Origin of the sequence: Streptomyces sp. BK340 (genome assembly GCF_007827595.1) — a bacterium.
Classification (GTDB): domain Bacteria; phylum Actinomycetota; class Actinomycetes; order Streptomycetales; family Streptomycetaceae; genus Streptomyces.
The window spans coordinates 145,240-170,911 of record NZ_VISR01000020.1; the positions used below are offsets into that span (position 1 = coordinate 145,240).

At 67.8% G+C, this 25,672-nt stretch carries 26 protein-coding genes and 3 pseudogenes; 20 read left to right on the forward strand and 9 right to left on the reverse strand.

Going from position 1 to position 25,672, the window contains the following annotated elements:
• Positions 1-39 precede the first annotated feature (39 nt).
• From FB157_RS30295 to FB157_RS30305, 3 genes are all read left to right on the forward strand, one after another.
• A complete protein-coding gene (locus FB157_RS30295) occupies positions 40-219 on the forward strand; it encodes a hypothetical protein (RefSeq protein WP_145883826.1) in 180 nt (59 codons plus the stop codon).
• Between the two features lie 179 nt (positions 220-398).
• Positions 399-911, forward strand: a complete 513-nt coding sequence (locus FB157_RS30300) for a DUF2231 domain-containing protein (RefSeq protein ID WP_145883827.1) — start codon at positions 399-401, stop codon at positions 909-911.
• 186 nt (positions 912-1,097) lie between these two features.
• Positions 1,098-1,331, forward strand: a complete 234-nt coding sequence (locus FB157_RS30305; protein WP_145883828.1) for a hypothetical protein — start codon at positions 1,098-1,100, stop codon at positions 1,329-1,331.
• A gap of 63 nt (positions 1,332-1,394) precedes the next feature.
• Here the strand turns inward: FB157_RS30305 and FB157_RS47550 are convergent, their stop codons facing one another.
• Positions 1,395-1,559 (reverse strand): hypothetical protein, encoded by a 165-nt coding sequence (locus FB157_RS47550; RefSeq protein WP_186581760.1) that lies wholly within the window; start codon positions 1,557-1,559, stop codon positions 1,395-1,397.
• Positions 1,560-1,615: 56 nt separating this feature from the next.
• On the opposite strand from FB157_RS47550, the pseudogene FB157_RS30310 reads away from it, so the two are divergent.
• The 4 genes and pseudogenes from FB157_RS30310 to FB157_RS30325 form a co-directional block, all read left to right on the forward strand.
• Positions 1,616-2,878: pseudogene (locus FB157_RS30310) on the forward strand (PAS domain-containing protein); the annotation flags it as partial.
• 26 nt (positions 2,879-2,904) lie between these two features.
• Entirely contained in the window at positions 2,905-3,447 is a 543-nt protein-coding gene (locus tag FB157_RS48750; RefSeq protein ID WP_145883887.1) for a PP2C family protein-serine/threonine phosphatase, read from the forward strand.
• A gap of 117 nt (positions 3,448-3,564) precedes the next feature.
• Positions 3,565-3,732, forward strand: coding sequence for an aldehyde dehydrogenase family protein (locus FB157_RS48755; protein WP_261386621.1), 168 nt, complete (start codon positions 3,565-3,567; stop codon positions 3,730-3,732).
• Positions 3,733-4,244: 512 nt separating this feature from the next.
• Positions 4,245-6,671, forward strand: coding sequence for a SpoIIE family protein phosphatase (locus FB157_RS30325; RefSeq protein WP_145883830.1), 2,427 nt, complete (start codon positions 4,245-4,247; stop codon positions 6,669-6,671).
• Positions 6,672-6,974: 303 nt separating this feature from the next.
• Here the strand turns inward: FB157_RS30325 and FB157_RS30330 are convergent, their stop codons facing one another.
• Together FB157_RS30330 and FB157_RS30335 are read right to left on the reverse strand one after the other, a co-directional pair.
• Positions 6,975-8,447, reverse strand: coding sequence for an APC family permease (locus FB157_RS30330; protein ID WP_186581761.1), 1,473 nt, complete (start codon positions 8,445-8,447; stop codon positions 6,975-6,977).
• Positions 8,448-8,763: 316 nt separating this feature from the next.
• Positions 8,764-9,075: a hypothetical protein gene (locus FB157_RS30335; RefSeq protein WP_398947490.1), complete on the reverse strand. Its 312-nt coding sequence runs from the start codon at positions 9,073-9,075 to the stop codon at positions 8,764-8,766.
• Between the two features lie 389 nt (positions 9,076-9,464).
• On the opposite strand from FB157_RS30335, the gene FB157_RS30340 reads away from it, so the two are divergent.
• Positions 9,465-10,817 carry a glutamine synthetase family protein gene (locus tag FB157_RS30340; RefSeq protein WP_145883832.1) on the forward strand — a complete coding sequence of 451 codons (1,353 nt, stop codon included), beginning with the start codon at positions 9,465-9,467 and terminating at the stop codon, positions 10,815-10,817.
• 187 nt (positions 10,818-11,004) lie between these two features.
• Positions 11,005-11,133 (forward strand): annotated as a pseudogene (locus tag FB157_RS30345) (IS5/IS1182 family transposase); the annotation flags it as partial.
• A gap of 217 nt (positions 11,134-11,350) precedes the next feature.
• On the opposite strand, the pseudogene FB157_RS30350 reads toward FB157_RS30345, so the two are convergent.
• The 3 genes and pseudogenes from FB157_RS30350 to FB157_RS30360 all read right to left on the reverse strand — a co-directional run bounded on the left by FB157_RS30350 (position 11,351) and on the right by FB157_RS30360 (position 12,770).
• Positions 11,351-11,880 (reverse strand): annotated as a pseudogene (locus FB157_RS30350) (transposase).
• Positions 11,877-12,419: a winged helix-turn-helix domain-containing protein gene (locus FB157_RS30355; RefSeq protein WP_145883833.1), complete on the reverse strand. Its 543-nt coding sequence runs from the start codon at positions 12,417-12,419 to the stop codon at positions 11,877-11,879. The pseudogene FB157_RS30350 and the gene FB157_RS30355 overlap by 4 nt, the downstream one beginning before the upstream one ends.
• Positions 12,420-12,485: 66 nt before the next feature.
• The gene (locus tag FB157_RS30360; protein WP_145883834.1) at positions 12,486-12,770 is read right to left on the reverse strand and encodes a hypothetical protein; all 285 of its coding nucleotides are present in this window, start codon (positions 12,768-12,770) and stop codon (positions 12,486-12,488) included.
• On the opposite strand from FB157_RS30360, the gene FB157_RS30365 reads away from it, so the two are divergent.
• Entirely contained in the window at positions 12,769-13,113 is a 345-nt protein-coding gene (locus FB157_RS30365; protein ID WP_145883835.1) for a hypothetical protein, read from the forward strand. The genes FB157_RS30360 and FB157_RS30365 overlap by 2 nt on opposite strands.
• A 362-nt stretch (positions 13,114-13,475) precedes the next feature.
• On the opposite strand, the gene FB157_RS48765 is transcribed toward FB157_RS30365, so the two are convergent.
• Positions 13,476-13,868: a hypothetical protein gene (locus FB157_RS48765; protein WP_261386622.1), complete on the reverse strand. Its 393-nt coding sequence runs from the start codon at positions 13,866-13,868 to the stop codon at positions 13,476-13,478.
• A 527-nt stretch (positions 13,869-14,395) separates the two neighbouring features.
• Here FB157_RS48765 and FB157_RS30380 point away from each other — a divergent pair.
• A complete protein-coding gene (locus FB157_RS30380; RefSeq protein ID WP_145883837.1) occupies positions 14,396-14,695 on the forward strand; it encodes a DUF6342 family protein in 300 nt (99 codons plus the stop codon).
• Between the two features lie 454 nt (positions 14,696-15,149).
• Here FB157_RS30380 and FB157_RS30385 read toward each other — a convergent pair whose 3' ends face one another.
• The gene (locus FB157_RS30385) at positions 15,150-16,082 is read right to left on the reverse strand and encodes an NADP-dependent oxidoreductase (protein ID WP_145883838.1); all 933 of its coding nucleotides are present in this window, start codon (positions 16,080-16,082) and stop codon (positions 15,150-15,152) included.
• Positions 16,083-16,215: 133 nt separating this feature from the next.
• Here FB157_RS30385 and FB157_RS30390 point away from each other — a divergent pair, with 133 nt between their 5' ends.
• The 4 genes from FB157_RS30390 to FB157_RS30405 are packed head-to-tail and all read left to right on the forward strand — an operon-like array spanning position 16,216 to position 19,597.
• Positions 16,216-17,559, forward strand: coding sequence for a class I adenylate-forming enzyme family protein (locus FB157_RS30390; RefSeq protein ID WP_145883839.1), 1,344 nt, complete (start codon positions 16,216-16,218; stop codon positions 17,557-17,559).
• Positions 17,556-18,281: an SDR family NAD(P)-dependent oxidoreductase gene (locus FB157_RS30395; RefSeq protein WP_145883840.1), complete on the forward strand. Its 726-nt coding sequence runs from the start codon at positions 17,556-17,558 to the stop codon at positions 18,279-18,281. The genes FB157_RS30390 and FB157_RS30395 overlap by 4 nt, the downstream gene beginning before the upstream one ends.
• Positions 18,275-18,547 carry a phosphopantetheine-binding protein gene (locus tag FB157_RS30400; protein ID WP_145883841.1) on the forward strand — a complete coding sequence of 91 codons (273 nt, stop codon included), beginning with the start codon at positions 18,275-18,277 and terminating at the stop codon, positions 18,545-18,547. The genes FB157_RS30395 and FB157_RS30400 overlap by 7 nt, the downstream gene beginning before the upstream one ends.
• 3 nt (positions 18,548-18,550) lie before the next feature.
• Positions 18,551-19,597: an AvrD family protein gene (locus FB157_RS30405; protein ID WP_145883842.1), complete on the forward strand. Its 1,047-nt coding sequence runs from the start codon at positions 18,551-18,553 to the stop codon at positions 19,595-19,597.
• 18 nt (positions 19,598-19,615) lie between these two features.
• Here the strand turns inward: FB157_RS30405 and FB157_RS30410 are convergent, their stop codons facing one another.
• The gene (locus FB157_RS30410) at positions 19,616-20,824 is read right to left on the reverse strand and encodes an RNA-guided endonuclease TnpB family protein (RefSeq protein WP_145883843.1); all 1,209 of its coding nucleotides are present in this window, start codon (positions 20,822-20,824) and stop codon (positions 19,616-19,618) included.
• A gap of 161 nt (positions 20,825-20,985) precedes the next feature.
• On the opposite strand from FB157_RS30410, the gene FB157_RS30415 reads away from it, so the two are divergent.
• The 5 genes from FB157_RS30415 (at position 20,986) to FB157_RS30435 (ending at position 25,403) form a co-directional block, all read left to right on the forward strand.
• Positions 20,986-21,702, forward strand: coding sequence for an AAA family ATPase (locus FB157_RS30415; RefSeq protein WP_145883844.1), 717 nt, complete (start codon positions 20,986-20,988; stop codon positions 21,700-21,702).
• Positions 21,703-21,717: 15 nt separating this feature from the next.
• Complete coding sequence (locus FB157_RS30420) at positions 21,718-23,343, forward strand: vanadium-dependent haloperoxidase (RefSeq protein ID WP_261386624.1); 1,626 nt, start codon at positions 21,718-21,720, stop codon at positions 23,341-23,343.
• Between the two features lie 22 nt (positions 23,344-23,365).
• Entirely contained in the window at positions 23,366-24,349 is a 984-nt protein-coding gene (locus FB157_RS30425) for an aldo/keto reductase (RefSeq protein WP_145883845.1), read from the forward strand.
• Positions 24,350-24,765: 416 nt separating this feature from the next.
• The gene (locus FB157_RS30430) at positions 24,766-25,026 is read left to right on the forward strand and encodes an antitoxin MazE7 (RefSeq protein WP_145883846.1); all 261 of its coding nucleotides are present in this window, start codon (positions 24,766-24,768) and stop codon (positions 25,024-25,026) included.
• A gap of 2 nt (positions 25,027-25,028) precedes the next feature.
• The gene (locus FB157_RS30435; protein ID WP_145883847.1) at positions 25,029-25,403 is read left to right on the forward strand and encodes a toxin Doc; all 375 of its coding nucleotides are present in this window, start codon (positions 25,029-25,031) and stop codon (positions 25,401-25,403) included.
• The last annotated feature ends 269 nt before the right edge of the window (positions 25,404-25,672 follow it).

Here is a 25,672-nt window from a genome sequence, read left to right on the forward strand (position 1 = left end):
CGGGTATTCCTGCGCTCCGACGAGGAGATTCGGCACGCCGTGCAGCGCGAGGTGTTCGCCGACGTACTCTGGCTCAGCGCGCACATCGCCGAAGCCGCCGTGCACGACGATGTGATCACGCTCACCGGACAGCTGGAGCGTCGCAGCGACACCGCCCTCGCGGTCGGTCTGACGCACCGAATGGACGGTGTCGTCGACGCCGTGGACCACCTCACCTAGCGCTTCGACGACAGGCACACACAGCCTGCCGGACCGGCCGACCGCCGCGTGCCCGACACATGGCTGGGCCGACCGTTTGTAACTAAAGCGCACACCATCCCTTGGCTTGATCGACTGAGAGGCAACTGAGAGTTGGCTGTGCCAGGCTGGCGCGCAACTTACCCCCTCAGGAGCTCTGAATGAGTCTGATCAACGGTCTGCCCAGCCATGTCCTGCTGGTCCATGTGGTTGTCGTGCTGATACCCCTGACCGCTCTGGCTCTGGTCGCGGCCGCGCTGTGGCCGCGCGCCGCCCGGCGGCTGGGTCCGCTGCTGCCCCTGCTCGCACTCGTCGCCCTGGTCAGCGTGCCGCTGACCACGCACGCCGGCGAGTGGCTGGAGCGGCACGTGGACGACGATGCCCTGGTACGCCGGCACACCGAGCTGGGCGATGGCCTGCTGCCGTGGGCGTTGGGCCTGTTCGTGCTGGCGGCGGTCGTGTGGTGGACGGGGCGGCGCGCTCCGGCGGAGCCTGGGCAGGGCGGCGGCACGCGCTGGTCCGCACTGCCCGTACGGATCGTCGTGGGCGTGCTCTCGCTGGCCGTTGCGGCAGGGGCGGTGGTGGACGTCTACCGGATCGGCGATTCCGGGGCGAAGGCAGCCTGGCACGACGCCTACTCGAAGACGGCGACAGGATCAGAAGGCGGCTCCTGAACCGGCGCGGGCCCGTTTGCCCGCGTCGAGAGGCAGACCGCGCCAGTTGTGCCAGCGCAGGTCAACGAGGCCTCGGAAGAGGCCGCGGTCGAAGAGGATACTGGCGTGGTCGCTCTCGACCACGAACTCGCTGTCGATGACGGTGTCTAGACGCCGAGGAAGTTGAACAGGTGCCACGGCGACCCGGTGCCGGACGATCTCGTCCTCGCCGCGTTCGACAAGGGTGTCGATCGCGGCGGCGACGGACGGGGACAGCCCCGTCCGAGTGAGGCGTCGGCGACCCCGACGGCGTACGCGACCAGGCAGCCGGTCCAGCTCCCACGCCACCTCCAGGGCCTCGCCCAGTCCACGCGGGCGGAACTCGTCCAGCCGGGCCAGCCGACGGGCGTCCTGTTCGAGGCGTTGGATGCGGCCGGGTAACTGGCCGTGTGTGCGCTGATCATTCGAGTACGACGGTCAGGTCCATGTGGTCCCACATCTGGATCAGCCGCCCGGATCGAGGTCGCACTCCGCCATGACGATGCCGAGAAGGAAGGGCCCCTCCACTACCCGTTCACGCAGTCGGGACAGTACGGCGCGGCCGACACCGTCGGCGTGCCGGGACGGGTCACCGACCGCGATGATCGCGACTCGCGTAGAGGTGCGCATGATGTGCCTCCCTCCACTGCGGGTACCTCCAGCCCGCGGTGCGACGGACGGGACCCATGGACCGAAGGTACCCGGGCGGCCGCGCGGCCGTCGGGCATGCAGCGGCCTGGTGGGACGTACTGCCGGTCGCTCTGGTCATCTGCGACGGCGATGGTCGGATCCTGCAGTGGGCGATGGCCGCCGAGGCGCTGCTCGGCTACCGGGCCGATGAGGTCCTCAGCCGGTCCGTCACCGACTTTCTGCTCTCCGAGGACCGACGCGCTGTCCCTGCTCTGGGGGAGACGGTCGCCTCTGGGCGCAGCGTGATCGGATCCTTTCTGGTACGGCACAAGAACGGCTCCCTGGTGCCACTCGAGGTGTGGGGGTGCCCGGCAGCCGGAGCGGACGACAGAGGCTGGGGCATGATCTGGCTCGCTGCCGACGCCCGCGCCGCCCAGCGTGCCCGAGGAGCCGACGCCTTGCTGGACGGACTGTTCGCCCGCTCGCCCGTTGGCCTGGCCGTCTTCGACACCGAGCTCCGTTTCGAGCAGGTCAACCCTGCGTTGGAGGCGATGAACGGCGTACCGGCCGCCGCGCATGCCGGTCGGCGGCTGGGGGAGGTCCTGCCCGGGGTCAACACCGAGCAGATGGAAGCGGCGATGCGCCGGGTGCTGGACACCGGCGAGGCGGTGGTGAATTTCCGGCGCATCGGCCGCACTCCGGCCAACCCAGACCAGGACCGGGTCTGGTCCTGCTCCTACTTCCGCCTGGATGACCCGGGCGGCCGCCCACTGGGCGTCAGCGCCTCGATCATCGACATCACCACCGACCAGGACGACGTGGACACCGCACGCGGGCGGGCGCGACTGGATCTGCTCAACGAAGCCGCGCTGCGGGTCGGCACCACCTTGGACGTCACCCGCACAGGGCAAGAGCTCGCCGACCTCGCCGTACCCCGTCTGGCCGACATCGCCACCGTCGACGTACTCGCAGAGGTCACCGAGGCCGCCGACCCTCTGACAGGCCTGTTCGCCGGCGCGGTCATGCGCCGACTCGGCAAGGCCCCGGCCTACGGCATGCCAGCCGCCGATGTCCTCGCCCCCGTAGGCGGTCCCCTGCGCTTCCCAGCCGGCGCCCCCTACGCCCAGGCACTCATCGACCGCCACCCCTACCTCCTGGAACGCTTCGACACCCAGACGCTGGCCCGCGCCGCCCGCCACACCCCCACCCCGGGCCGACTGGACCGCCTGGGCGTGCACTCGATGCTGATGGTCCCCCTCGTCGCCCGCGGCATGGTTCTTGGCATGTCCACCCTGCTGCGCGGCCCAGGCAGCCCCGCCTTCGACACCTCCGACCTCAGCCTCGCTTGCGACCTCACTGCCCGCGCCGCACTGAGCATCGACAACGCCCGGCTCTACCATCGCGAACACGACACGGCACTGATCCTGCAGCGCAGCATGCTCCCCCGCCACCTGCACCCGCCGGACGGCATGGAGATCGCCCACCGCTACAGGCCGGCTACACCTGCCTGTACGCCGTCTGCGACGCCAGAACCGGCCGCTGCCGACTCGCCCGCGCCAGCCACCCCCCGCCTGTCCTCATCACCCCGGACGGCACCGCACGCCTGCTCGACCTGCCTCCCGGTGCCCCTCTCGGCATCGGCGACATCCCCTACACCGCCACCGACATCACCTTGGAACCAGGCAGCACCCTCGTACTCTTCACCGACGGCCTGATCGAAACCAGAGGCGGCGACCTAGACCAGCGCCTGACCGAACTCACCGACCTGCTCACCGGCACCACCCACAAGCTGGACCAGTTGTGCGACACCCTGATCAGCCGCCTTGCCCCCACTCCGGCCGAGGACGACATCGCCATCCTTGCCGCCCGCATCTGTCCTCCGAACTGACGACCGGGCAAGGGGCGAGCGGCGAGCGGCGAGCGGCGAGCGGCTGATGCTGACCTTTTGCTGACCAAGAGCAGTGGCGCAGGCCGTTGACCTGCGGGAACAAGAGCGGTATGGGATATGCGGTGGAATTTCCCTTTCGCTCTGGGCACCAAGGAGATCGCCCCCGCTCTGGAGGCAGGTTGCGCCGTCGTGCTCAAGCCGTCCGAACAAACACTGCAATCGGCACCCCGACTGGGGCACCTCGCCGCCGTGGCTGGCATATCCCCGACGGCGCCCTCAACGTGACCACGGGGCAGGGCCGAGCTGCGGGGCAGGCGCTCGACCTACAGGGACGTCGACATGCTCACCTTCACCGGCTCCATCGCCGAGCGGGTCGTCGACATGGTCGTCAGGCGGGGTCCGCGCCTTGCATGTGACCGACCGTCTCGCCCCGGCCACCGAGATTGGGACCTATCGCCACCGCACGCCAGCACGACAGCCGTGCGCACACAGCGGAGCCGACCGGCAGGCCATCCAGCCCCATCATGTTGGGCTCCGCCTCCATCCCACCACGTTCGACCACGCTCCACGGTTTGGCCCCTCGGGGTCCATCAGCACCCCGAGGACACATCCCAGAACCCCGCCCACCAGACCTCGTCACCACACTGATCAAAGCAGCGCGCTGACCAGGAAAAGCGCCCCGATGATAAAATTCACAGGGCTCGACAAAAGAAATACCGCCTCCGTTCCATACGGCCGCGGAGTTCCCAGGGCCACGGCACAGCCGATCGCCCCGAGTCGCGGAGTGGGTGTGCCGCATGTACGACGTGATGTTCCACGACGCCTTCGGCGATCATCCCCAGCCGGGTGACGAAGCGTACGCCGTCCTCGACGCACAGGGTGCGCTGACGAACTGGGGCACCGGCGCCCAACGCCTTCTCGGCTATACGCCGGATGAGGTGCGCGGACGGCACGGAAGCGATCTCCTGTACAGCGCTGCGGACGCCTCTCGTTTGGTCGAGCGCTGTCAGGAGACAGAAACACCCATCCTGGAGCGCGCAGTCCTGCGCCACCGGGACGGCAGTCGGATCGAGGTCGGCCTGCTGGCGCATCGCCTCGCGTCCACCGACGGTCGGATGCAGTGGTTGATACGCGCCGAGACCGCTGATGTCTTGCGCCGGAGGAATTTCGGCAGGGCACTGCTGCGGGGCCTGTTTACCGAATCACCTTTCCTTATCGATGTCTTCGATACCCGACTGCGGTTTGTCGCGCAGAATGACGTGCAGCGTCAGGCGGCGGGTTTTGTGGACAAGGATTTCTCGGGCCGCACGATGCGGGAAGTGGCTCCAGCCGGCCTGTTGGATATGACAGCCTTCGAGGAACGGCAACGGCAGGTCCTGGTGACCGGTGAGGCGATGGTCGCCACGGAGGTACACGGCCGGGTTCCCGACGATCCGGATCGGGATCATGTCTGGTCGGAGACGATCGTTCCGCTCCGAAGCGACTCCGGGGAGGTGATCGGACTCACCCATGCGGTGTTCGACGTAACCGAAAGGGTCCGCGCTCGGGAGCGGCTGGCATTGGTCAACGATGCAAGTGCGGCGATCGGCAGCACTCTCGACGTTCTGCACACCGCTCAGGAGCTGACGGACGTAGCTGTGCCACTCTTCGCCGACCACGCCTATGTCGACCTTTTGGACCCTGTCTTCAGGGGTGAGGAGCCAGTGGCCGGTCCCGTTGCTGGAGATGCGGCCCTGCGTCGTGCGGCAAGTTCGTCGATACCCGGGGGTCCCGCCGAGACCGTGGTCGCTACGGGAGACATCGACTCATTCACTTCGGCACCGGGCTCTCCTTTCGCCCGGGCCCTGGCCAGCGGCAAATCAGTGCTGCTGACAGGCGAGGAAGTGCTCGCCGAGCTGACCCACGTCGATCCCCGCCGAGCCGCACTGGCGCGTGGGTACGGGGTTCATTCGTGGTTGTTGGTCCCGATGTCCGCGCGAGGTGCCGTACTGGGTGCCGTTGCCTTCGTACGAATCAAGCGGACGTATTCATTCGAGGCAGACGACATACTGCTGGCCGAGGAGTTCGTGGCGCGTGCCGCCGTGTGCATCGACAACGCGAGGCGGTACACGCAGGAGAGGTCTACGGCTTTGGCCTTGCAACGCAGCCTCCTTCCTCAGCGGTTGCCTGTGCTCAACGCCGTGGAAGTGGCCTCACGGTACCTTCCGGCCGACGGCCATTCGGTTCTGGGGGGTGCCTGGTTCGACGTGATCCCGCTGTCAGGCGCACGGGTTGCGTTGGTGGCCGGAGATGTCGTGGGAAACGGTTTGCACTCGGCGGTAACCATGGGGCGGCTGCGCACGGCGGTCCGCACGCTCGCGGACCTGGATCTGTCGCCCGATGAGCTGCTCACGCACCTGGATGACCAGGTCAGCCGGCTCTCTGACGAACGCGTGGACAAGCCCGTCATCGGAGCCGCTGGCTCCACGTGCGTGTACGCGGTCTTCGACCCGGTCACCAGGCGATGCGCGATCGCCCGGGCCGGCCATCCGCCACCCGCACGGGTATCGACGGATGGAAGGGTGGAGTTTCTCGAACTGCCCGGCAGCGGCTCCCCGCTCGGTCATGGCGGGGCTCCCTTCGAGTGCGGCGAGGTGACACTCACCGAAGGAGAACTACTCGTCCTGTGCAGCGACGGCTTGGAACAGCCCACAGGCACCGGCCACGCGTGGCTCCGCGAGGCCCTGTCCGATTCCCACCTCACGACATCCATCTGGCTCGACGGAGTCTGCGACACGGTCATCCGTCACCTGCCGTCGCCCCGTCCGCAGGATGACCTGGCGCTACTCGTGGCGCGGGTACACGGGCTGGCGCCGGACCGGGTCATTACCTGGGAGTTGGCAGCGGAGCCCGAAATGGTCGGTGAAGCACGTGTGCTGGCAACGCAGAAACTGTCCGAGTGGGGCCTGCAGGAACTCGAGTTCACGACTGAACTGATCATCAGTGAACTGGTCACCAACGCCATCCGATATGGAAGTCCACCGATCCAGTTGCGGCTGATCCGCGATCGAAGCCTGATCTGTGAAGTCACCGACGCCAGCAGCACCTCACCACACATCCGTCGCGCCTTGGAGACGGACGAAGGAGGCCGCGGACTGTTCATGGTTTCTCAGTTTGCCCAGCTCTGGGGCACCCGATACCACGCCCGCGGCAAGACCATTTGGGCCGAACAGCCTCTCGTGTGATCTCAGTCCCGTTGCACCGTAGCGGGTTCCAAGCGGTTCACTGAACTTCCGCATCTCTTCATCCGCCGCATCGGAGCGTGTCCATCCGGGACGGACTGCGTCGACACACAGCCCGTATGGGCCGTGGCCGGGGCGATACACCGGGTGCGCATCATCGCGCCGGCCTTCGACGCGCCATAAGCCACATCGCGACGCGGACTCCCGTCGCTGCGGCCAGCCCAGCGACGCGGCGCGGATACCACAGCCCGCACTCGTGACCAGCACGATGGACACGTGCACGTCCCCAACCTGTTCTGACTGCCATCAGCTCGGGATCCCGCCCACGTCCGCAAGGCGCGAGGTTCCGTCGTCGCCGATGCGTGCCTGCCGACGGCCGACGACAAGAGCGATGACCACAGCCGCGGCGAACCAGGAGAGCGCGGCGTAGGCCGCGTAGAGCGTGGGCGCGGGAAGCCTGTACACCGAGTCGAAGAGAGCTCCGGCGGTCAGCAGGGCGCCCACCGTGCAGCACAGCCACACCAGCGGGCGGGACACCTGTCCGCGCAGACCGCGAGGTGCGCCGACAGCCATCATGAGGTAGATGGCGGCGAGGCAGAAGATGCCGAAGGTCGAGAACCAGGAATAGACGGCCAGGTACGCGGGGGCGCCGGGGAGCGCCAGCAGTTTCGGGAAGAAGCCGGACATCGCGATGACGGCCACGTAGACGACGCCGATGAGCACCGTGCTGCCAGCGGGAGTGCCCTGCCTGGCGCTGACCGAGGCAAGGGGCCGGGGCAGCCAGCCGTCACGGGCCATGGTCAGCACACCTCTCGTCGCGGACACGGCGACGCCGATGTAGACGGCAACCATATCGAGGAAGATCACGAGTTCGACGAGGCGTCCCCAGGTAGTGGATCCGTACCCGTCCGTTCCGCCTCCGGCGAGCCTGTTCAGCGGAGCTCCAGCCGCCTGCGTCATTGCGGAGAGGTCGAAGTGGAAGCCGGCAACCTGTGCATAGGTGCCGATCAGAAAGAAGACTGCCGCGGCGAGAACGGAGAAGAACACGGCCTTGGGGATGTGGCGGTGCGGGTCCTTCGCTTCCTCAGCCAGGTTGGCCGCTGCCTCGAAGCCCGTAAAGAGCAGCACTCCGTAAAGCACGGCGAACAGGATGCCGCTCCAGCCGTCATGCGCGGTGCCGGGGTTGAAAGCCTTGGCGCTGTTGTCGTGTCCCACCGCGACGATCACGTAGATGAAGAAGACGAGCAGGACGCCGACCGAGATGAGGGAGAGCACGAGTTGGGTGCGCACGGAGAACTCGACACCGACATGGACCACGGCGACCAGACCTGCCAGGAGCAGTAGCTGCCAGCCCCAGACGGGAAGCGGTTCGATGTGGAATTCCGCCAGTAGATTGTCGTGCAGGTAGCCGCCAACAAGAGGGCCGATCGCGGCGCCCAGCAGGAGCACGCCGGCGTAGTACATGAGGCCGGCGGCCGCACCAGCGCGGCGGCCGAGGCCGAGAGTCACATAGTTGTACAGCGAACCGGCGACCTTCACCCGACGTGCGTACGCGGAGACGATCCAGCCCAGGGCGAGCATGCCGACGGTGGCGAGCAGTACCGCGAGCGGGGCTGCGACGCCTGCTCCACGGCCGGCCGCGTTCACACCGATGAGCAGGGGCAACAGGATCGACACGGAGAAGACCGGCCCCATGAAGCCCACGGACTGGGCAACCACGTCGATCAGTGAGAGGCCGTGGCGTCTGGGTTCTGAGGAGGATGCGGGCGGCTGGCTCATGGGTGCGCTCCATCCGGAAACTCGCCGTCCCGGCGCGCTCCGGCAGATGGTGCCACGGCCAAGTCTGCCAGGAGCCATGGAACGGCGGGAAGGGGTGAGGGATGAGGATGTGCGGGGGTGCCTCGGCCAAAGGCCCGGTCGGACGGGTGGGAATCCCGTCCGGGATTCCCTTGGGGTCCGTACGATATCCACCGGACGTACCCCCTCACGGGATGTCCACGCAGGCAAAGGCCCGCCCGGTCGCGGTATCACGGCCAGCGGGTCACGGAGCGGCCGGGCGGGCCAGGGAAGAGGATCTGGGCCAGGTGGGGCTAGTCTAGGTGCGCGGCCGACGGCCGGAACGACGAGGAGCGGGCTCCGCGCCGCCCAAGAGCTCCTGCCGGCGCTCCTCGCCATACTCTTCGAGCTGGGCAACGACGGCCCGCGGCCCGTCCGCGAGCCGCAGATACTCCTCATCAGCGCCGAGCCGGGAGGCCACAAACACTTCCTCGTCATGGAACGCCGGGAAGAGCCGCTCCACCAGCCCCCGCGACTCCAATGTGTGTGCGACGCAGGTCAGCGTCCTCTTGGTGATCCAAGTCTCCTCCGCTACAGACCAGGTCTCCGACTCACCCCAGAGCCACAGCACCCACAGCACCCCGAACCCGGTTCAGGTCACTTCGGACGCCGCAGCTGGAAGCCGCTCAGCTTCTCCTGAACTGCCTGCTCGGTCTCAATGATGGATCGCAGGCCGGACACCGGATTCCCCCTTACTTTCGAATGGTGTACGCACCCGCCACCAGGACGTTCCTTTGCTGCCCGATGCAACCCCGGCGGCAGCTCCGGGCCCGGCAAGGCCGAAGGAAGCGGAGGCGAATGCGGAGGGCCGCACCCCGCTCCTGCGGAGCGGCCACAAACGTCATATCGCTTGGACTCAAGCAACCACTCCAGCATGACCTTGATCGCAAAGGCACAATGGTGGCTGGGTGAAATGTCTAGACACATCGCGACTTCCTGTCGGCCTCCGAGGAGCGACCAGTGAGCGCTGAAAAAACCGCAGAGATCCACCAGAAGATCGAGGCACTCGCCGCCCAAGGGGTCGATGTCGTACGCGTCGCCTACCCCGACCTGATCGGCTCCGACCGAGGTCGGGACATCCTGCTGCATCACCTGCCCAGCGCGATCGGCCACGGGCTCGCCTTCTGCCGGGCCATCTACCACACCGCCGCCAAGGGCGAACACTCCGACATACCCGGCGGCCTCGACACCGGCATGCCCGACATCGCCGTACGCCCCGATATGGCCACCCTGGTCCGGCTCCCCTGGGAACCCGGGGTCGCCTGGTGCATCGGTGACGCCCGAGATCCGAAGACCGGTCTGCCCGCACCCGAATCGCCCCGGGACCTGTTGCGCCAGGTCACCGGCCGGCTGCGGCAGACTGGGCTGACGGCCGTGGTCGGCCCCGAGCTGGAGTACGTCCTGCTGGATCCGGACCCGGATTCACCCACCGGCTGGCGCCGCTACGCCGACGCACCCGGCAATGTCTACACCGTCGGCCGCAAGGGCGACCCGGACGGTCACCTCCTGCGAACCCTGCGCCACCTGCACGACCTGGGCATAGGGGTCAGCGGTGGCAACCGGGAGTTCGACGGCGGTCAGTTCGAGATCAACCTCGACCACTCCGAGGCTTTGGACGCCGCCGACCGCGCCTTCAGTTTCAAGGCCGCGGTCAAGGAACTCGCCCGGACCGAGGGCCGCTTGGCCACTTTCATGGCCAAGCCACTCAACGACGGTGGCGGCTCCGGCTTTCACTTGCACCTGTCCGTCGTCGACGACGAGCGCAACGTCTTCGACGACCCGGACCAACCGCACGGGCTCTCCGCCGCCGCCCGTCACGCCGTCGCCGGACTGGTCGACCACGCCCCCGCGCTCGCCGCCCTGTTCAACCCCACCATCAATTCGTACAAGCGCTTCGGTCCCGACACCACTGCCCCATGGCTGATCGACTGGGGCCTGGACAACCGAGCCGCCATGGTGCGCATCCCTCCGGAGCGCGGCGCCAACGCCCGCCTCGAGATCCGGCTCGGCGACGCCACCGCCAACCCGTACCTCGCCATCGCCGGTCTGGTCGCCGCCATCCACCTCGGCATCAGCGACGCGGCCGAGCCCCCGGCCCCGATGAGCGGCTACGGATACGACCCCGCCGCAGCCCCCAGGCTACCGACCCACCTCGGTGAGGCACTGGAAGCCCTGGAAGCCGACGACCGGCTCACCGACGTCCTCGGCACGTCCTTCATCGAGGCGTTCGTTACCTTCAAGCGCGACGAACTGGCCCGCTTCCACAGCTATGTGACCGACTGGGAGTTCCGCGAGTACGCCCAACTGCTCTGACCCCTGCCCCACCCGCGCACGCGGAGATACCCGTACGGCACCGCCAGGAGTTCAGGTTGTGTTCGTGCGCCGCTCAGTGAGCTCTTTCCAACCTGCTGGCCGGGTTGGGTAGTTGGCCTGACAGACGGGTGAATCCCCTGGTAGATGGGTTTTCGACCAAGAGAACCGTCTCCACCAGAGGCTTCGCGTGCTTGCTTACCCGTCCGGCGTCGACGTGTCCAGCTCTGCCCTGCGCTTCCTCTCCGCCCGTCTGAGGGAACGCCGCCGCGCCCGCGGCACCCGTTGGCGGCGCCTGAGCGCGGGACGGCAGGCTCTGCCGGCGGCGAGGCCGCCCGCCGCCGACATCCGGCGTGCGGCCTCGCCGCTGGTTGAGAGGTGCCGCGATCACCACCCAGCCGGTACGCCTAGATCGACGCACGCGCGTCGCCCGAGGACCCGACCGGGTATATGGCGCGTATCGTCGCGTTCCTCGACGAACAAGCCCCGCGGCACTCCCGGTTCACCGAACGGCTAGAGATCTTTAACGGCTGAGGTTACGGCGGAGGGAAGTCGAGCCCGGTCTTGGCGATGAGTCCCTCGATGAGGCGGGAGCGGTACTGCACTTGTTTCAGCCGCGTCTTCACCAGCGCGGTGAGCTGGTCGAGGCTGTGTTTGGTGAGGTTGGCCAGCGACCGCTTCAGGTGCGACCACACGCCCTCGACGGGTTGAGCTCGGGTGCATACGGCGGCAGCTGGTAGACGGTCAGCCATAATCGGGCGGCGATCAGCTCACGCATGGTGCGGCTGACGTGCGTGTTCAAGTTGTCCCACACCAGCACGATCGGGCCGCCGAGCTGCTGGTGCGCGGCATCCAGCAAGCGGGCGTAATCGGTCTCGGTGAAGCCCTTCCGCCGGTCCTTGGCGGGACCACGGTCGAGGTGGATGCGGTAGATCAGCCGTGGCCGGTGGCCGGCTTTGGTGCAGATCAGCGCCGCCATCGACACACGTTTGGTGCCTGCTGCGGTGACCCGCACCACCGGGGTGTGTCCCCGGCGGCCCCAGGTGCGGCCCTTGGGCGGCCTCAGGCCCTGGCCGGCTTCGTCCTCGAAGCAGAGCCAGGCGCCCAAGTCCGCCGCCCTCTTTTTATGACGGGCCACTGCTCGTTTGTCCAGGCGGCGATCTTCGCCTCATCCCGCTCGGTGGCCTTGCGGGTCGGGACCTGCACGCTCCAGCCGATGCGGTGCAGCAGCAGATCCAGTCCGGCCAGGGTGTACTCGACACCGAACCGGCGGCGCACGATCTCGGCGATCCTCGCCAGCGTCCAGCACTGGTCAGGCCAACCGGAGACGGCCGGGCCGGCATCCAACATCGTCTCCAGAACCCGGAGTTGTGTCGGGTCGAGCTTGCATCGGGCACCACCGGGCCCCTTGGAGGCCGGGGCCTGCCGGCCTCCTGAACCCAACGCCCGCCGCCAGCGGTTGGCCGACATCCGGGTCACCCTGAACTGCCGGGCCACCTCCCGGTCACTGGCCCCCGCTTCGATCAGGTCGGCAGCCGCGAGCCGGACTTGCTCACGCCGATCCCGCTCCTCGGCCGTCAGTCCACCGCCATCGGGATACCTCATCCTCCTGACATAGCGCAGCCCACGACAGCCGTCACGACCCGCCGTAACCCACACCGTTAAAGATCTCTAGACCTTCGAGCAGTTCCCCCACAGGGCCGCCAGGGCTGCCGGGATCTTTTTGGCGCAACCGCTGTCGGGGTTGGTGTCGCTGGCGAGGAACTTCCAATCGCTATCCAGGGGGCGCACGAGGTACTGCCTCAAGGAGCCCTCGTCCTGGCTTGCGACCCTCTCGGCCTCGGTGGCGTCGGCGGTCGGCTCGAACACCGCAGCCGCGTACTCGACACCGCGGCACTCGCCGTAGTAGAACGTGCCGGCCTTGGGCCTGATGTGCTCCCGGTGCGGATTGCTCATGACTTTGTACAAGCTGGTCACTTCGTCCTTGTCCGGGGCTGACGCGGTGAGTGACCTGCAGCCGCCGGTGGAGCCGTTCGCAGCGCCGCCGCCGGACTGGGTGCCGCCGCCCGACTTGGTGCCGCCGCCGGACTTGGTGCCACTCGCGGACGAAGTGCCACTCGCGGAGGTGGAAGCGGATGCGCTGCCCGGTGTCGCGGCGCCTCCCTCGGACGCCGTGGCGGCGGACGGGGAGGATCCCGCGTCGCTCGACCCGTTCGACGAGCAGCCGGTGAGCAGGGTGACGCCCACGGTGAAGACGGCTGCGACCGTGCCGACGGAACGGCGGGACAGGTGGCTCTGACGTATCAACTCAAACCTCACAACTAAGCGGATGCAACGGCCCGCGCACGGAGGCGGGGCCAGGTACCGCGGCGCCTCGGACACGGACCATGATCAACAACCTAGACGAGCCCTCCGGCCCGCCGAACGTTTCGGAAGGAACTTGAGTAGTGGAATGAGTAGTTCCCCCCACTACTGCTGATCCGCGCCGACCGGGTTCTCGCCGGGCCGCCGGACAGCCCCTGGCAACCGCCGATCGGCCTGAGGGGCCCACTCGCCCCGGCAGCCCGGCCGGTCCACGGGAGACCACACTCGAACCGGGCGATTGCGTCCTGCTCTGCACCGACGGAGCCGTGGAAGCCTGCGACACGGACGGCGAGGCGGTCACCCCCACGCCGCCTCCGCACAGCGGTACGGAATTTCGCGCTGCCGGGCCAGGACCAGGTGGAGCGTCCAGCAGCAGACGCAAGCGGCGCCGCCGACGCGGTATGCGTTGGAGGCGCCCACGAGTGTGCCCACGGGCAGACCCGCCAGCAGCGTCGGCCGAAGCCTGGCGTCCGTGGTGGCGCGAATGCCGAGGAAGGCGAAGCCGACGGTCAGCAGCAGGGTCACCACGCCCTGGAGCAGGGCGTACCGGGCGGAGCGACGGATGCCCTCGTCGGGGCGTCGGCGGGTGTCCTTCAGAGCGGGGTGCATACGGTCGCCCACGAAGAGGAACGCGTAACCGACGGCGCATAGGCGGAAGGGCAGGGGCACACAGGTCAGAAAGGTCTCCACGCCTGTCACCATGGTGACTCTCAGCAGCACAGTGGCGATCAACGCCTTGCGCGCGTCCATCCCTGCCCAGAAACAGCACAGACCCAGCGGCTCAAGGAGATCGCCTTGTGGCGGCCGGCCCTCCACCTGCTTCGGCCCCGGCTCGGGCCGCAACGGCTCGATGAGCGACCACAGTTCATGCGAAACGCACCACTGCCTTGACTGACGCCTTCACACCACGAGACCTACGAGCGGAAGGACGAATCCACGGCACATGCGGCCATGGAAAGCAAGCTCCGGACGAGCAGGTGATTCCTTTCGGCCGCAAGGACGGTCGCATTACGACTAATATGATGATCTTTGATGAATCAAGGTCTTTCAGTGACCGAGCCACGTAGGGTTCGCAAGCGGTTCGGGTAACGCTGCATGTCACCCGACCGAAGGAGTTCTTTCACTGGGGAGCGGGCGTCTTGTCGGGCTTCACGCACGGAACGACGCGGCCGAAGCCCGCGCGAAGTGACGGCCCGCCGGGACTGGAGGGGAAGTTCATGGCTGACATCGATCTCGGACTGGCGTCGGACTGGGATGAGGGCGACACCCATGGCCGTATCAAGCTGCAGCAGAACCAGGTCTACCCTGCCTCGCCCAAGAAGGACGTGCTCATCAGCTCACCGTGCAGCATCGAGCTGTCGGTGAACACGAACTACTCGACCTCTCAGGAGGCGGACAAGATCATCTTCACGACTTACCACGGCTCCACGAAGAAGATCACCCCGGTACTCGACTCCGACGGCAACCTGCAAATCGCCGGTCGCCTGACCACGGAGCAGAAGGACCTGTCGTACTAGGAAACGACACAGGTCACTCATCCTGGGCCGGTGTGCCATAGGGGCCTCTGACAGCGGTGAAGTGGTACCTCACCGACACCGGCAGCATCGCCATCGGTGAGTTCCGGGAAGGCATCACAAGGGTCAAGGCATTCACGTCTGCCTGATGGCCCGGTGGGGGCGGTGGCAGGTTCTGCCGCCGCCCCCACCGGCATTTCCGGGTGGTCGGGCGGGCGAAGTCCGCAGCCGGCTGGACCCCCACGTCCGGCTGGTCCGGAAGACATCTCAGAAGTCGTCGTCTGTACCGCCTCCGACCACGCTGCCGGTCATGTCACCGACAGCACCCTGACAAGGCTGGTACCGGCCCGTCGACGAGAGCTCCTTCTTCCACAACCTCATCGGCCCTCAGCAGCATGCCGTCCGTAACACCCTCTGAGGCCGTGGGGGCCTCCATGAAGGTGCCGGGCAGGCCGTATCAGGGGACCAGCACCAACTTGCCCGTCAGATGGCCCTCTTCACCCATGACATGGGCACGGACGGCCTCGGACAGAGGCAGCGCCTCCTGGACATGAGCGCGCAACACCCCCTTGCGGGCCAGGTCGGCGACGGCCGTCATGCCCGTGTGGTCGTGCTCGACCAGCATGGCGGCGTAACGGACACCACGGCGGGCGGCTGCGGCCAGCTCCGCCTCAGCGGCGCCTGGCAGGAGGGCGACCAGGGTGCCGCTGGGGCGCAGCACGTCCAGGGTGCGGATGCGGGTGTCGTCCGTCAGGGGCACGAGTGCGGTGTCGACGTCCCGGACGACGTCGCGGAAGTCGGTGGTGCGGTAGTCGACGACGTCGTCGGCGCCGAGGGAGCGCACGAAGTCGTGCTTGGCCTCGCTGGCCGTACCGGTGACACGGGCCCCAAGATGTTTGGCCAGCTGCACGGCGAGGTGGCCGACGCCCCCGGCAGCGGCATGGATCAGCACATGCTGGCCGGGCTGGACGTCGGCGGTGTCGACCAGAGCCTGGTAGGCCGTGAGGGCGGCGAGCGGCAGGGCCGCCGCCTGGACGTGGTCGATCTCGGCCGGCTTGCGGGCGAAGGCGCGGGCCGGGCCGACGGTGTACTCGGCGTGGGAACCCACCCCGTGCGGGTAGGGCAGCATGCCGAACACCTCGTCACCGGGCTCGAACAGGGTGACCCCGAAGCCCGTTTTCTCCACCGTGCCGGACAGGTCCCACCCGAGGATCTGCGGGGGCCGCTCGAACCATACCCGGCGGGCCCGATTCTTCCAGTCGGTGGGGTTGACGCCCGCGGCCCGTACCCGCACGAGGATCTGCCCGGGACCGGGCTCGGGCACCGGCAGTTCGACCTCCTCGAGGACCTCCGGGCCTCCGTAGACGTCCTGCTGGCTGATCGCGCGCATGGTGCTCCTGCTCGTCGTCGGACGGGGGCGGTCAGGTCACCGTAGAACCTCGGCGGATCGGCTGGGTGGTGGCAGTGACACCAGGATCAGCACCCACCTGTCTGCCTTTTCGGACCGGCAGCACTATCGAGTAATGATCCAGTCACTGACAGAGACACTGCGGTCACACGGAGACCGAGAGGGGATCATCTTCCATGGAAAGAGCACGAGTTACCGGACGCTGCTGACTGGCGTCGGGAAGTGGCAGGCCCGGCTGGAGGAGCACGGGATCCGCGCAGGAAAGGTCGTCGCGCTGGAGTCGGCCTACTCGCCGCAGGCCTGCGCCGCGCTCGTCGCACTCATCGAGGCCGGCGCGATCATCGTCCCGCTGGTCACGCTGCCGGAGGCCAAGCGGGCCGAGTTCCATGAGATCGCCGAGGTCGAGGCGGTCATCGCGCTCGACGGGACGGAGAGCGGCTGGAACATCACCGGCACGGGACGTACGGCGGGCCACGAGTTGTTCACCGCGCTGCGCCGGGAGGGACGGCCGGGTCTGGTCCTGTTCAGCTCGGGCACCACGGGGCGCAGCAAGGCCTCCGTCCTGGACTTCACCAAGGTTCTCGCCCGCTACCAGGGCGGCCGCCCCGCGCGGACGCTCTCCTTCCTCAACCTCGACCACATCGGCGGTGTGAACACGCTCCTGCACACGCTGGTGCACGGTGGTGCGGTGGTCACCGTGGCCGAGCGCACCCCGGACAGCGTCTTCGCGGCGATCGACGCGCACCGGGTGGAGGTGCTGCCGACCACGCCGACCTTTCTCACCATGGCTGTGGTCTCGGGTGCTTACAGGCGGCACGACCTCTCCTCGCTGCGTCTGGTGACGTACGGTACGGAGCCTATGCCGGAGCAGACCCTGCTCGCCTTCCACGACGCGATGCCGGGCGTCCGTCTGAAGCAGACCTATGGCCTGTCCGAGCTGGGCATATTGCCGACCCGGTCCAAGGACGACTCCTCTTTGTGGATCAAGCTCGGCGGCAGCGGTTTCGACTACAAGATCGTCGACAGGGTTCTGTGGGTCCGCTCCGAGATGGCCATGCTCGGCTATCTCAACGCGCCCGCTCCGTTCGACGAGGAGGGCTACTTCAACACCCAGGACGTGGTGGTGCGCGAGGGCGAGTACCTGAAGATTCTCGGCCGCCGCTCGGAGATCATCAACGTGGGCGGCGAGAAAGTCTACCCGGCCGAGGTCGAGAATGTCGTCCTCGAGGTGGACAACATCGCGGATGTCACCGTCTCCGGCCGGCGCAGCCCGGTGACCGGGATGGTTGTCCAGGCCACGGTCAAGCTGGTACGTCCGGAGGACGAGCAGGCTGTGTCGGACCGTGTCCAGGAGCATTGCGCCGACCGGCTGGAGGCCTACAAGGTCCCGCTCGTCGTCCTGGTCTCCGAGGCCGAGCAGCACTCGGACCGTTTCAAGAAGGCCAGGAGCGCGGCATGACGGACGTGGCGCTGGTCAGCGGCGGCAGCCGCGGGCTCGGCCGGACGCTCGTCACCCGACTGCTGGCCGCGGGCTGGAGAGTGGCCACTTTCAGCCGGACCGCCAGCGACTTCGTCCAGGAGACGCTCGAGGGCAGCCCGGGCCGGTTCTTCTGGACGGAGGCCGACCTGCACCGGCCAGACAGCGTGCGTGCGGCGGCGAAGGCGGCGATCGGGCACTTCGGCCAGGTCGACTTGCTGGTGAACAACGCGGGCGTGCTGGATCAGGGCCTGTTCGTGACGATGCCGCCGGAACAGGCCGAGGCCCTCATCACCGCAAACCTGACATCGCCCGTGGCGCTGTCCCAAGTGGCCGCCCGGAGCATGGTGGCCTCGGGCGGTGGCCAGATCATCAACATCTCCTCAGTCAACGCCGTCCGCGGCTACCGGGGTGTGGCCGCCTATAGCGCGGCCAAAGCGGGCCTGGACGGTCTAACGCAGAGCCTGGCCCGCGAGCTCGGACCCGCCAGCATCCGGGTCAACACGGTTGTGCCAGGCTTCTTCGACTCCGACATGACCGAGGGCGTCACCTCGGAATACCGCGAGCGCATTCAGCGCCGCACCCCGCTCGGGCGGATCGGCGACCGTGAGGAGATCGCCGACGCCGTGCTCTTCCTGGCTTCGCCGCTGGCCGGTTTCGTCACCGGCCAGCGGCTCGTCATCGACGGAGGAATCACATGCTGACCACAGACGTACAGCCCGCGGTCGTCAAGGAAATCACTGCCCTCCTGGATGAGGACGCCGTCGACGAACTCGGCGAGGTCACCTCCGAGACGGAGCTGAGTGCGCTCGGCCTCAACTCCCTCGCCTTCGCCCGGCTGATCATCAAGCTGGAGACCCTGCTTGGTGCCGACCCCTTCGGCGGGGGCGGGGACTTCATTGCCCTGCGTACCGTCGGCGCCCTGGCCCAGGCGTACGAACAGGCGCTGAGCAATCATGCGGGGGTCTGAACCATGACGATGCTGCCCCTGCTGCACCTGCCCTCGGTCGATGACTACCTCGGCCCCGCCGAGAGCCGCTTCTTCGCCGCCGGTTACCGACGGGCTGAACACACGCTCCACGACGTTCGAATAACCACGCGGGAGCGACCGGGTGTCACCGCGGTCGCCTCCCTCGCCTACCCTCGTGACTGGTCGAGGAAGAAGACCTCGACCGACCTGTTCCCACATGTCAGCACCGTCGACATGCTGGTGATCGGGCTCCAGCTGTGCGAGGCGTACCTGGTGCACGTCCACCGGCTCGGCGCCGCCGAGCGCCGCCTGGCCCGGGTCAGGAAGATCACTCTGAAAGCGGGGATCACCCCGCAGGAGGAGCTGACGGGCCTGTCCGCCGGAGCCGAACTCCGCCGTACGCAAATGGATCCCGGCGCCGTGGGCGGTCGTGTGTCGACGTTCAGCGCGCGCGTGGGCGTGATGACGGCCCGGTACGAGATCGAGCACGCCTCTTGGGGCGAGGGCGTCGCGGACGGCACGTACACCTCACTGGAGGACGTCCTCGGCTCGGCCGGCACCCGCTACTACGGCGATGGCTTCAAGCTCCGCAAGCACACGGTCGATGACGTCCTGGCCAACGTGGCCGAGCTGGCCGCCACCGCGACCGTCGCCACCCAGACCCTGCCGGGTTTCGACGCGGTCGTCGACGGCCTCGAAGGGCAGCGCCTCGCCGGTGAGATGTCAGCCGTCGACTGTTTCGTCACGAACCTGCAGCTCATCCAGGTGCTTCTGTACGAGCTGGATGGCATCAGCCGCCAGGACAGCAACACCCTGTGGATGCAGCAGACCGTCCTGACCGCCGTTGGCCCGGGGCATCCCGCGACCGGGGCTGCCACCGCGCACGCCGCCATATCCGGCACGGAGTTGGTGCCGCTGCGCGGCGGCCTGTGGCGCGACGTCACGATCAGCGGCCGCTTGGGCGGTTTCGAGATGCAGGGCTCCTTCGCCCACGAACTCCCGCTGCACGCCGCCGCGCTCGCCGCCGCCGGCCAGACCCCGAGGGCCTGACTTGACTTCCTCCCCCGCCTAAAGGCGGGGGATTCCAGCGGTTGCCCGCTGGGGTTCCTGTTTCATCGACGACCGCCCCGTCCGGGAGGACTCCCGTTGAGGTCTTACACCGTCTCCGCAGGCAGACGCCGCCAGCCCGGCGGCCAGGATGTTGCGTGCCGCGTTCACATCACGGTCATGCACGGTGCCGCACTCGCACGTCCATTCTCGGACGTTCAGCGGCAGTTTCCCGCGGACCGTGCCGCAGGTTCCGCACAGCTTCGAGCTGGGGAAGAAGCGGTCGATCACGACGAGTTCGCGCCCGTACCAGGCGCACTTGTACTCCAGCATCATGCGCAGGTCCGTCCAGGCCGCGTCCGAGATGGCGCGCGCGAGCGTGCCGTTCTTCAGCAGGTTGCGGACGGTGAGGTCCTCGATCACGACCGTTTGGTTCTCACGGACGAGCCGAGTCGACAGCTTGTGCAGGAAGTCACGGCGCCGGTCAGCGATCCGCGCATGCACGCGCGCGACGCGCTGACGGGCCTTCTCCTGGTTCGCCGAGGCCTTCGCCTTCCGCGACAGCTCCCGCTGCGCCTTCACCAGGCGGGCGCGGTCACGCCGCTCATGCTTCGGGTTGGCGATCTTCTCCCCGGTGGACAGGGTCACCAGCGACGTGATCCCGGCGTCGACGCCGACCACCTTGTCGGTGGCAGGGGTTGGGGCGATGGCGTCTTCGCAGAGCAGGGACACGAACCAGCGGCCGGCCGCGTCGCGGGACACGGTGACCGTCGTGGGCTCGGCACCCTGCGGCAGCGGACGCGACCAGCGGATGTCCAGCGGCTTCGCCATCTTCGCCAGCGTCAGCCGCCCGCCGTGCCACGTAAAGGCGCTGCGGGTGTACTCCGCCGATGCCCGGGACTTCTTCCGGCTCTTGTACCGGGGGTACTGGGACCGCTTGGCGAAGAAGTTCCCGAACGCCGTCTGAAGGTGGCGCAGCGCCTGCTGCAGCGGAACGGAGGACACCTCCGCCAGGAAGGCGAGTTCCCCGGTCTTCTTCCACTGCGTCAGCGCGGCCGACGACTGCACGTAGGAGATACGGCGCTGCTCGCCGTACCAAGCGCGGGTGCGCTCCTCCAGCGCCTTGTTGTACACGAGGCGGACACAGCCGAACGTGCGCGACAGCTCAGCTGCCTGCTCGCCCGTGGGATAGAAGCGGTACTTGAAAGCCCGCTTCACCGTCTGCGCCATGCCTCACATTCTATCAACTCCCGTGTGAGGGGCGGAAATCGGCCGGTAGATGGTGGACGCCGGTCCGCCCTGGCTGCGAACCGGCTTTCCCTGCCCTGCTCCGCAGGAGCTTCGCTTCCTTCCCGGCCTGAAGGCCGGGGTATCCACGAAGGAGAGCCCCGATGAAGATCTCCGTATCCGGCACCTACTCCGCGGGCAAGACCTCGACGGTCATGGCCCTGTCCCACTACCTGGGCCTGCCCCGCGCGCTGGCCAGGACGATCCGCGAGATCCTGCCGGAGGCCGTGCCGGGCAAGGCGCTCGCCGAGGTCACCCCCGCCGAGTTCCTGCACCTGATGCTGCGCCGGCACTGCGGGCGTGCGGTCGCGGAGGCCAGGCTCGGCGACTCGTTCCTGTCCGACGGTTCCTCCCTTCAGGAGTGGCTTTACGGCGCAGCCCGCGTCGTGCACGGCATGAACCCCAACGCCACCGCCGCCAACGAGGGCGGCCTCGCTCCCGAGGTCAGTGCCGGGATGCGCTTCTTCGGCGAGGTGGTCGACGAGTACGGCAAGGCCTTCCGGCGGCACGTCAAGGAGACCTACGACGTGTTCATCCACCTCGAACACGAGCTGGAGATCGTCTCGGACGGCCACCGTCCCATGAACAAGGGTTTTCGCGACACCATTGACCGCATGCTCCTGGAGACCGTCGAGGAGCTGGGGATCCCGCTGCACCGGGTCAGTGGCTCCATGCCCGAGCGCATGGAGAAGATCACCGCCGTCCTCGGCCTCACTCCCGTGATGAGCATCGGGCAGGCCTTCGAACTCAGCATGCGGGAGTACGACGCGCAGGACTTCCGCCTGGAGACCGAGCGGGTCTCCTCCACCACCGGCGTGTGAGAAACGGGAACGGCGATGCACCGTAGAACCATCCTCTTTTCCGCCGCGACGCTGACGGCCGGCCTCCGCCTGGGCGTGGACGGTGGCACTGCCCACGCCGCCGACGCGGTCGCCGGTCCGGACGAATCGACGCTGCACGAGCGGTCGCTGACCGGTCGGAAGCTGCGTCAGCGGGCCGCCGAACGGGACTACCCCACGGCGTGGCCGGAGCACCCGGTGAACGGCGACGAGTCCATCCCGTCGAAGATCGGCACCTACACGAAAGGGCTGCCGCACAACGATCTCGGCGAGGTCGACCTCACGGCATACGCCCGGCTGCGGCTGGCCCTCGCCTCCGGAAAGCCCGCCGACTTCGAGGCCATCCCCATAGCGGGTGAGCGCAAACTGCTCGGCCCGCAGGGCGGCCTCGCCTACGACCTTGCCGGGCCCGACCCCTTCAAGCTGGTCGTCCCGCCCGCGCCTCGCCTGAACAGTGCACACGTTGCTGCGGAGATGGCGGAACTGTACTGGCTGGCGCTACTGCGTGATGTGAAGTTCACCGACTTCGAGGACTCGGCGCTGGCGGCCGCCGCGGCCGACGACCTTTCGGCGTACTCCGACATCCGCATGCCCAAGCAGGGCGGGAGGATCACCCCGCTGACGCTCTTTCGCGGGAACACCCCGGCTGACCTGTCCGGGCCGTTCGTCTCGCAGTTCCTGCTCCAGCCCGTCCAGTACGGCACACTGCGCGTGCCGCAGCTGCACGACACTGTCCAGCCGGGAGCGGACTACGGCACGGAGTTCGGGGAGTGGCTCGCTCTGCAGCGCGGTGCGGCACGCTCCACCCAGCGGGACTTCACCGGCACCCGCTATCTGCAGACACCCCGCGACCTGGCGCACTACACCCACTTCGACGTCCTGTACCAGGCGTACCTCAATGCCGCGCTAATCATGCTGGGGCTGCCGCAGGCCCAGGTCCAGGACGCGGGCAATCCCTACCTGGCCTCCAAGAACCAGATGGGCTTTCCCACGTACGGGACGCCGCATCTGGTCTCGCTGCTGGCCGAGGTCGCCGTCAGGGCGATCAAGCACACCGAGTACCAGCAGTTCTTCGTCCACCGGCGGGTGCGGCCCGAGGCCTTGGGTGGACGGATCGAGGTGCACTTGCGGCGCAGCCCCGGGCGGTACGCCGGGCTGCTCCATGACGAGATCCTGCACTCGCAGGCGCTGGAGCGGACTCTGGCGGCGAAGGGTTCCTACCTGCTGCCGTTGTCATTCCCTGAGGGCTCGCCGATGAGCCCGTCGTACCAGAGCGGACACTCAACCGTCGCGGGCGCGTGCACGACGGTGCTCAAGGCCTGGTTCAACGAGGCGTACGTGCTGTCGAACCCGGTCGTGCCGAGCGCCGACGGCAAGTCCCTGGTGCCGTACACGGGTTCGGACAAGGGCTCCCTCACCATCGGCGGCGAGCTCAACAAGCTCGCGGCCAACATCGGCGCGGGGCGCGCCTCCTCGGGCGTCCACTACCGCACGGACAACACCGCGGCCTACGAACTCGGCGAGACGATCGCCCTGGAGCTCCTGCGGGAGCAGAAGGCCCTGTTCAACGAGGGTGGCACGTTCTCTGTCACCTGCTTCGACGGAACCACCGTCACCATCTGATCGAGCGAACAAGAGGAAGACAATGCAAAAGACACAGCTCGGAAGCCAGGGCCTGGAGGTCTCGGCAGTCGGCCTGGGATGCATGGGCATGACCTTCGGCTACGGCTCTGTCGAGGAATCGCGTTCGATCGCCACGATCGAACGGGCCCTGGAGCTGGGAGTCGACTTCCTCGACTCCGCGGACCACTACGGCCCGGAGACCAACGAGTCTCTGCTCGGGCGGGCGATCGCCGGCCGACGCGACCAGGTGGTGCTGGCCACCAAGTTCGGCAGCTACTCCACCGAGAACCCCCCGCGGATCCCGGACGGCCGCCCCGAGACCGTGCGCTGGGCCGTCGAGGGCTCCCTCAAGCGCCTCGGCACCGACTACATCGACCTCTACTACCAGCACCGAGTCGACCCCCAGGTACCCGTCGAGGAGACCGTCGGCGTGATGGCCGAGCTGGTGGCCGAGGGCAAGGTGGGCTACATCGGCCTGTGCGAGGCGTCGGCGCAGACGATCCGGCGCGCCCACGCTGTGCACCCGCTGACGGCCGTGCAGACCGAGTACTCCCTGTGGACGCGGGACGCCGAGGACGAGGTCCTGCCGACCGTCAAGGAGTTGGGGATCGGCTTCGTGCCGTACAGCCCGCTGGGCCGCGGCTTCCTCACCGGGACGATCGCCTCTCTCGACAGCCTCGCCGCGAACGACTTCCGGCGGATCGCCCCGCGCTTCCAGGGCGACAACCTCTCGGCCAACCGCAAGCTGCTCGGCCAGCTCCAGGAGATCGCGGCGGAGCGGGGCGCGACGCCCGCACAGGTGGCACTCGCGTGGGTGCTGCGCTCTGCCGAGGGCATCGTGCCGATTCCCGGCACCACCCGGCCGGAGCGGGTGGACGAGAACACCGCTGCGCTGGACATCGCCCTGAGTGACGCAGAGCTCGAAGAGCTGTCCGCGATATTCGCCCCGGGCTCCGCCGTCGGCGACCGCTACCCCGCGGCGATGATGGCCACCCTCAACGGCTGACGCGGCAAGACGGGGCGCCCCCTCCAGGGAGGCGCCCCGCAGCGCCGGGCCAGGCGTGGGCTGATCCCCGGGTGTCCATGCTGGTCCGAGGTTTCCGGGCTGGGAAGCCATCCCGTGCCAGTACTGCGCCCCGATCCGGGCGCCAGTGCCCCCGTTCAAGACACGGGAACGCAGCTCGCCGCCGGCGAAGAAGGCGACCAGGGAATTCCGGTCGGTCTTGCGGTACCCGAGGATGTCGTACGTGGCCTGGTCGGCGATGACCAGGTTCCCGTGCGGGTCCAGCAGCCACGGCACGGACGTGTCTCGTGGTGGCCAACGCCGATGGCAAACAGCCACAGGATTTGCGAGTCTGCCGCTCTCTGGTCAGACAGGACAGGGTGTATGCAGATGCGCATACACTGGTGCATACTCATGATATGGCTGACACCAGCGTACGGATCAACACCACCACGCGAGACCGCCTCATGGCGCTCGCCAAGGCCCGCGGCCTGAGTCTCGCCGCCTACCTCGACGACCTCTCCCGGCAGGAAGAACACCAGGCGCTGCTCGGCCGGGCAACCGCTGCCTTCGACGCCGCCCTCGAGCGTCCCGGCTTCGCCGAGGCCTTCGACGAGGCCTTCGGCGGCATGCCAGACTCACCTAGCGCCGGCCACGGCCCGACCCACCAGGCGGCCTGACCTTGGATCTGCATATCGACATCCGGTGGCTTCTCGACCGGCAAGAACGCATTCTGGGCAAAGAGCTACAAGTCCGCGACTACTCCGCCCTGGTCGCGGCCGTCGCCCGGCACCGGGTGAACACACCCCACCTGGACGTGGACAACCCCGACAGTTTCTGGAGGGCGGCCGCACTGCTCGACACGATTGTGCTGCAGCGCCCGCTGCCGGCCCGTAATGAGTTGTACGGGTATGCGGTCGCCGTGGCCTATGTCGAAGCCTCCGGCGCAACCGTCGTCGCCGATCAACAGCACTGGATCCAACTCGTCGAGGACATCAAGGCGCTACGGCTGACCACCTTCGACATCGCCGACCGGCTTCGATCTTGGCAGCCGTGACCATCCCCATTCAGTCAGGCGACGTGCCGGTTGTGCCGATATGGACATGCTGCAGCTGATGCGTCTGCTCTGGTCTCTCTGATCGAAACGTCCACAGCGAGAGGTCGCTGCGACGATCCGCTGGCCGCGCCGTCGGTCTGGCGACCGACGCCGACACCCGCCTGATCGCCGAAGCCATATTCGGTGCGGACGAAGACTGACGTGCCCAGCCTCCCCGGGAGCGCACGTCACTGTCGACCACGTCGAGACGGCGGCTGAACTCGGCACGA

Excerpts from the sequence above, each read along its gene's own strand:
- FB157_RS30415 (WP_145883844.1), top strand. The coding sequence starts at position 20,986 with ATGAAGATCTCCGTATCCGGCACCTACTCCGCGGGCAAGACCTCGACG.
- FB157_RS30430 (WP_145883846.1), top strand. The coding sequence starts at position 24,766 with ATGGCTGACACCAGCGTACGGATCAACACCACCACGCGAGACCGCCTC.
- FB157_RS47550 (WP_186581760.1), bottom strand. The coding sequence starts at position 1,559 with ATGCGCACCTCTACGCGAGTCGCGATCATCGCGGTCGGTGACCCGTCC.
- FB157_RS30395 (WP_145883840.1), top strand. The coding sequence starts at position 17,556 with ATGACGGACGTGGCGCTGGTCAGCGGCGGCAGCCGCGGGCTCGGCCGG.
- FB157_RS30355 (WP_145883833.1), bottom strand. The coding sequence starts at position 12,419 with ATGAGGTATCCCGATGGCGGTGGACTGACGGCCGAGGAGCGGGATCGG.
- FB157_RS30425 (WP_145883845.1), top strand. The coding sequence starts at position 23,366 with ATGCAAAAGACACAGCTCGGAAGCCAGGGCCTGGAGGTCTCGGCAGTC.
- FB157_RS30400 (WP_145883841.1), top strand. The coding sequence starts at position 18,275 with ATGCTGACCACAGACGTACAGCCCGCGGTCGTCAAGGAAATCACTGCC.
- FB157_RS30405 (WP_145883842.1), top strand. The coding sequence starts at position 18,551 with ATGACGATGCTGCCCCTGCTGCACCTGCCCTCGGTCGATGACTACCTC.
- FB157_RS30385 (WP_145883838.1), bottom strand. The coding sequence starts at position 16,082 with ATGCGCGCGATCAGCCAGCAGGACGTCTACGGAGGCCCGGAGGTCCTC.
- FB157_RS30330 (WP_186581761.1), bottom strand. The coding sequence starts at position 8,447 with ATGAGCCAGCCGCCCGCATCCTCCTCAGAACCCAGACGCCACGGCCTC.
- FB157_RS30300 (WP_145883827.1), top strand. The coding sequence starts at position 399 with ATGAGTCTGATCAACGGTCTGCCCAGCCATGTCCTGCTGGTCCATGTG.
- FB157_RS30420 (WP_261386624.1), top strand. The coding sequence starts at position 21,718 with ATGCACCGTAGAACCATCCTCTTTTCCGCCGCGACGCTGACGGCCGGC.
- FB157_RS48755 (WP_261386621.1), top strand. The coding sequence starts at position 3,565 with ATGCGGTGGAATTTCCCTTTCGCTCTGGGCACCAAGGAGATCGCCCCC.
- FB157_RS30365 (WP_145883835.1), top strand. The coding sequence starts at position 12,769 with ATGACTTTGTACAAGCTGGTCACTTCGTCCTTGTCCGGGGCTGACGCG.
- FB157_RS30380 (WP_145883837.1), top strand. The coding sequence starts at position 14,396 with ATGGCTGACATCGATCTCGGACTGGCGTCGGACTGGGATGAGGGCGAC.
- FB157_RS30390 (WP_145883839.1), top strand. The coding sequence starts at position 16,216 with ATGATCCAGTCACTGACAGAGACACTGCGGTCACACGGAGACCGAGAG.
- FB157_RS30325 (WP_145883830.1), top strand. The coding sequence starts at position 4,245 with ATGTACGACGTGATGTTCCACGACGCCTTCGGCGATCATCCCCAGCCG.
- FB157_RS30360 (WP_145883834.1), bottom strand. The coding sequence starts at position 12,770 with ATGAGCAATCCGCACCGGGAGCACATCAGGCCCAAGGCCGGCACGTTC.
- FB157_RS30410 (WP_145883843.1), bottom strand. The coding sequence starts at position 20,824 with ATGGCGCAGACGGTGAAGCGGGCTTTCAAGTACCGCTTCTATCCCACG.